The organism is uncultured Cyclobacterium sp. (assembly GCF_963976465.1).
GTDB lineage: Bacteria > Bacteroidota > Bacteroidia > Cytophagales > Cyclobacteriaceae > Cyclobacterium.
Genome location: NZ_CAXBOC010000385.1, coordinates 1 through 5,729, shown reverse-complemented (window position 1 = coordinate 5,729; position 5,729 = coordinate 1). Strand labels below are relative to the sequence as shown.

Here is a 5,729-nt window from a genome sequence, read left to right as displayed (position 1 = left end):
TTTGCACCGGTACCACCATTATTGCTTCGTGGTGGTTCTGGTGTTCCTTTTTTTTTTAGTCACAAGTGACAAGTGGTTACTTGATTAAGTCTTGTAAACCATAGAAACGAATAACAATATAAGAATGATTACATTAAGTACAATCTTTACCCTCTTGGGGTTTGAGTTTTTTTATCAAACTTCTCAACGGGCCGTAACTTTAAGACCTGCCCATTGGGAGGAATGGTTTAGATCCAATGCACAATTGGCCAAAAGCATAGGTGGCCTATTGATGTTGATAGGAATGCTTTTTTCCATATACGCCCTGGGTTTGGGTGCGGGAATATTTGCATTTATCTGTTCATTAATGCTCGTCGGTAGCTTGGTGGTTTTAATTTCCCCTCTGGTGTGGATCAAAACCGGCTGGTTAATATCCGGATTTGGTCTTTTGTTAATCCTAGAATTGTTTTAATCATGCCTGCCAATAAAAAACACCTCAACCCCAATTTTCTACACCGCTTTTCCAGGATTTCAGCAGGTATTATAGGCGGGTATTTCGTTACCGTATCTTTCTTTCTTGCACTTTCCTATGTTTTGGATAAAGTTGCGGTGCTCTTCACGCTGGTATATGGAGGCTTTTTACTTTGGGTAGGGCTTCTTATTGTGGCTTTTATAGCCAAAAAAGGATGGAAAATTTGGGCAATTTATCTTTTCCTCAGCCTTGTTTTTTCTTCTGTAGTCTATTTCTGTCAATCCTTACCCATTTAATTCTTCAAATATGAGCAATAGGATATATAATATTCTTTTTCACACCCATACAATTTCCGGTATTTTCATCAGCTTGGCATTGTATGTCATTTTCTTTGCCGGCTCCTTTTCATTTTTCAGGGATGAAATCAATAGTTGGGAAAGAAATGAGCCATTGGCAGGTGGTTGGAAATTGGAAGAAATGGATTTTGATAAGGTACTGGATAGCCTTGAAACCAAAGACAGTTTAATCAATAGGGACATCACCTTCAATCAATATTATGATGAACAACGCTTGTCCATGAATATTTCCCCACCAAAAAACGACAAGCCAAAGGAATCAGGAAGGCGCAGAAGGGGGACATTCAAATACCTAAATACCCAAGATTTAAACACTTATGATTATAAGGGCTCTTATTCTATTGGAGAGTTTTTGTATCGATTACATTTTTTTGCCCAGCTTAACTTTTTTGGCCGATCGGGATATTTGCTGGCAGGAATAATTGCTTTTTTCTTCCTGTTCGCTGTGGTTACCGGGGTTTTGGTTCACTGGAAAAAGATAATAAGCAATTTTTTCATGTTCAGACCCAAGGCAAGTGTCAAAAACCTATGGACAGATGCCCATACTGCACTGGGAATACTAGGTCTTCCCTACCAGTTTGTTTTCGCACTGACAGGCGTTTACCTAATTGTAGGGCTGACAATCATGTCTCCGGCCATTGTTAAGTTTATTTATGAGGACAGTACTGAGAAGGCTTATGATGATTTCGGTTTCAATTCACCTGAGTATACTTTTGGTGGAGAAACTTTATCTACCGAATTTTCCATCAACCGCCTCCTCAACGAAACCAAAGAAAAGTGGCCTAAGTTTGACATTCGCACTACTGAGATATACAATTATAGAGATCAAAACATGCATGTTAAATTTAAAGGAAAAGCAGATTTTGACATTAAATTTGCCAGTGCAGGCAGTATAACTTATAAAGTGGCTACAGGTGAAGTGGTTAGTGAAATGAGCCCATTTGAGGAGGTACCTTATCTGGAAGGAGCTCGAGCAGTCATAAAAAGATTACATTTTGGAGATTTTGGAGGCATTGCTGTTAAACTGATTTACTTTATTTTAGGAATGGTTACCTGTTTTGTGATAATTTCCGGGGTAATGATTTGGTTGGTTGCCCGAGATAAAAAAAATGTGGCTCCTGTCAAGCGTAAGTTTAATGCTTGGTTGGTATGGTTTTATTTAGCCGGATGCCTAAGCATGTATCCTGTAACAGCCCTTACTTTTGTTATGGTAAAAATAGGCCTTCAGGATCCTGATATGGACAGGGTGTCATTTATTTTTCAAACCTATTTTTGGTCATGGCTCTTGTTAACCTTACTTTTCACTTTCCTTAAAAACAATGCTCTGACGAATAAGTGGACATTGATTTTGGGTGGTGCAATGGGATTAATGGTTCCTTTAGCAAATGGCTTGTTTACAGGTAATTGGCTCTGGATAAGTTGGGTCAAGGGTTATTCAGATATCTTATTGATCGATGCTTTTTGGTTGATTAGCTCAATCGGTACTTTGATCATAGGCATAAAAATAAAGGTGGAAAAACCTGTTTCTTTGAAATCCGGGAAGATGATCCCTGCTTAAAAATTTGTTTGGATTGAAAAACCACCTGATGGGTACCGAAAGGCAAATGTGCTGTGGGTACCCATTTTCTTTTATAGCATTGATAATGGGAGAAAATAATGGATGAATGCTCGCGACAATAATCATTTGGAATGGTTTCCCTAACATGGCTCAATTGAAATTGCTCATTTTGTTTTAACTTTTTATACTACATTTATATTTTATTTACCAGAGCGATATTCGAGAAGTGTTTTCCATTATTTAAAGTTGATGGAGCCACAAAGAATTTGCAAGCTATAATAGGGCTAAATTCCGGGCTTTTACCAATAGTGAAGTCCTTATCTCACTTGAAAACTCTTAAGGCTTAGGCTTTGGTTAAAGCTAGGCCAAAATTAGATCGAGTAAAGCAATGGTTTCGCTGGTAACAAAACAGTCATTGTCATTAGGGAGCCATCTTCCCTATGACCAAATATCTTAATACATGAACGTTGAATTTGACCTTTCTGATCCGGATAAAAAACTAGCAGCCATCCGGGACAAAGTACTTTTATTGTCTTTTGGACGCCTTGGACTTTTCTTAATAATGTTGGCCTTATTGATTGTAGGAATAACAGAAATTCACTGGCTCCTCTTTCTGTTTTTTCCTGTGAGCTTTGTCTTTGTAAGCCTGATTTTAAAATTCAACAAAGAAAAAGACAGGGAAAGCTTTTACAAGGCAGTCAAGGAGATGCATGAAGAACGTGTTAACCGAAAAAATAGAAAGCTGAAAGGTTTTGACAAAGGAGCGGAATTTATTGATCCTATACATCCCTTTGCAAGTGATCTGGATTTATTTGGTGATCATTCTTTGTTCCAAATGATCAACCATACGGTAAGCCGTGGAGGCAAGTCACGTTTGGCTTCTTGGATGAAGTCTCCTTTGAAACCAAAAGAAGCTGCAGAAAAGCAAGCTGCCCTATTGGAACTACGTTCCAAAAAAGACTTCCTATTTGTATTTGAAGCCCTAGGTAAGGCTTTTATGAAAAAAGACAATACTTCTGATGGAAAAGCCAGATTTTATTCTTGGTTAAAGAAAAGCCTGCCATGGAAATCCTTGTATTTTATTCCCATGGTTCTTGGTCCACTGCTTGGGCTAATTGTTCTTTTTGGTGTATTGTACAACTTCTTTTCTACTGCCTACTTAAGTGTTTTTATTCTAGTGGGAATGGGGCTATTGGGTTTGATATTTAAACCTCTGATGGAGGCAATGAAATCCTTACCCAATGACAGTGATCTTAAAACCTTACAAGCTTGGGCAAAACTACTTGAAAAGGAGCAATTTGAAAATCCATTGTTATTGAAGGTTTTAAAACCTGTCAAACAAAATGAGTTTATGGCTTCAAAGGCTCTAAAGCAGTTGGAAAACCTAACTTTTATGGTAGAGAACAGGACCAATTTGTTGTACTTAATTTTCAATATTCTCTTTTGGGTTGATTTTTATGTTTTGTATAGGCTAAAGAAATGGAATGAGATGGCCGGTCAAAACATGAGAGCGTGGGAAGAAACCTTTGAAACTTGGGAGGCATTGGTTTCTATGGCCGCATTTATGGAAGAGGAAGACCTTAGTACTCAGGTTATTTGGGAGGAGGAAACTGTATTTGATGCAGAGGAGATCAGGCATCCGCTGATAGTCCCAGAAACCTGTGTAGCCAATAATTTTAGTTTAGGAGAGAAGGAAAAGGTAGTATTGCTTACCGGGTCCAATATGTCCGGTAAAACCACCTTTATGCGAACCCTAGGAATAAATTTGGTTTTGGCAGGCATGGGAATTCCACCCTTTGCAAAGACTTTTAAGACAGGCCCTTTTTCATTGTATACCAGCATGAGAAATACCGACAGTCTGGGGGAAAGTGTAAGTTCATTCTATGCAGAATTGGCAAGAATCAAAGGAGTTTTAGAAAAGGCAGCTGCCGGAGAGCCCGTCTTTTATTTACTTGATGAAATTTTGAAAGGAACCAATACGGCAGATAGAGTACTAGGAAGTGAGGCACTGATCAGACAATTGGCACAGACCCAGGCCAAGGGTATCATCTCTACACATGATATTGAATTAAGCACCTTGGAAAACCAGTTGCCCTTTTTGGTAAATTACAGTTTCCACCACGATATTCAAAAGGATGAAATCGTATTTGACTATTCAATAAAGAAAGGTTCCTGTCCTAATTTTAATGCGCAAAAGCTAATGGAACTGATGGGCATAGAGATCAACAAAGCTTTATAAAATAGCGACTCAATTTACTTTGGCATAAATATTGGTCTTGTAGTATCAAATAAAACAACCATTTAAAACCAATACAACCATGAGTTCTTTATTGTATGTGATTGCAATCATTCTTGTAATAGGATGGATTATAGGAGCCTTTGTATATACTGTAGGAGGCCTTATACATATATTATTAGTGTTAGCAGTAATAGCTGTTTTGTTCCGCCTTATTGGTGGGAGGTCAGTTTAGCCTTCTGGATTATAATATAAAATGGGGTTACCTAATGCGGTAACCTTTTTTTTGTCTAATTTTTTCAATCGTATAACTCTTATTATGATAAGAATAAACTATGTGCAAAGATTAATTTAACTTGCCATGGCTTATCCCTGCAACATAATGGTAGAGATTCCTTAATTTTGTACTGATTCATAAAAAATTATCATACTGTGCAGAAAAACTATCAGCAAAAGACCCTAGGAATTTTGGGTGGAGGACAATTGGGAAGGATGCTTATCCAATCTGCTATCAATTATAACCTTGAGGTGCATATTTTGGATCCTGATCCAAATGCTCCCTGTAAATTCCTCAGTAATAATTTTGTAAATGGAAACTTGAAAGATTATGATGCAGTTTATTCTTTTGGGAAGAATTGTGATGTCATTTCAATTGAAATAGAACATGTCAATACTGAAGCCCTATTTCAACTTGAAAAAGAAGGCGTAAAAGTTTTTCCTCAACCCCATATCATCGCGCTCATTCAAGACAAAAGAAGCCAAAAACAATTTTATTTGGATCAGGGAATCCCTACATCTCCATTTATTCTTACAGAAAATAAAGAAGAGGTGAAAAAGCAAGCATCGTTTTTGCCGGCCGTAAATAAGTTGGGAAAAGAAGGTTATGATGGCCGTGGGGTACAAATAATGCGCAATGCAGATGACCTGGAAAAGGCCTTTGATGCCCCCGGTTTGCTGGAAAAGTTAATAGATTTTGACAAGGAACTTGCCGTGATTGTGTCGCGGAATGAGGCCGGAGAGGTGAAAAGCTTTCCCTCGGTGGAATGTGCCTTTCATCCTGAGCATAATTTAGTTGAGTTTTTATTTTCCCCGGCAGATATTAGTTCAACAATAGAAGCAAAGGCTAGG

At 37.9% G+C, this 5,729-nt stretch carries 6 protein-coding genes; all 6 read left to right on the top strand.

The window, feature by feature from the left end; translation table 11 throughout:
- The first annotated feature begins 124 nt into the window (after positions 1-124).
- The gene (locus tag AAC037_RS18485; protein WP_339904661.1) at positions 125-451 is read left to right on the top strand and encodes a hypothetical protein; all 327 of its coding nucleotides are present in this window, start codon (positions 125-127) and stop codon (positions 449-451) included.
- 2 nt (positions 452-453) lie between these two features.
- Positions 454-747, top strand: coding sequence for a hypothetical protein (locus AAC037_RS18480; protein ID WP_339904660.1), 294 nt, complete (start codon positions 454-456; stop codon positions 745-747).
- A 10-nt stretch (positions 748-757) separates the two neighbouring features.
- Positions 758-2,365 (top strand): PepSY-associated TM helix domain-containing protein, encoded by a 1,608-nt coding sequence (locus AAC037_RS18475; RefSeq protein WP_339904659.1) that lies wholly within the window; start codon positions 758-760, stop codon positions 2,363-2,365.
- 460 nt (positions 2,366-2,825) lie between these two features.
- Positions 2,826-4,604 (top strand): DNA mismatch repair protein, encoded by a 1,779-nt coding sequence (locus AAC037_RS18470; RefSeq protein WP_339904657.1) that lies wholly within the window; start codon positions 2,826-2,828, stop codon positions 4,602-4,604.
- Between the two features lie 79 nt (positions 4,605-4,683).
- Positions 4,684-4,836 (top strand): lmo0937 family membrane protein, encoded by a 153-nt coding sequence (locus tag AAC037_RS18465; RefSeq protein WP_339904655.1) that lies wholly within the window; start codon positions 4,684-4,686, stop codon positions 4,834-4,836.
- Positions 4,837-5,033: 197 nt separating this feature from the next.
- Positions 5,034-5,729: ATP-grasp domain-containing protein (locus AAC037_RS18460; protein ID WP_339904653.1), on the top strand; the 696-nt coding region annotated here is incomplete at its 3' end.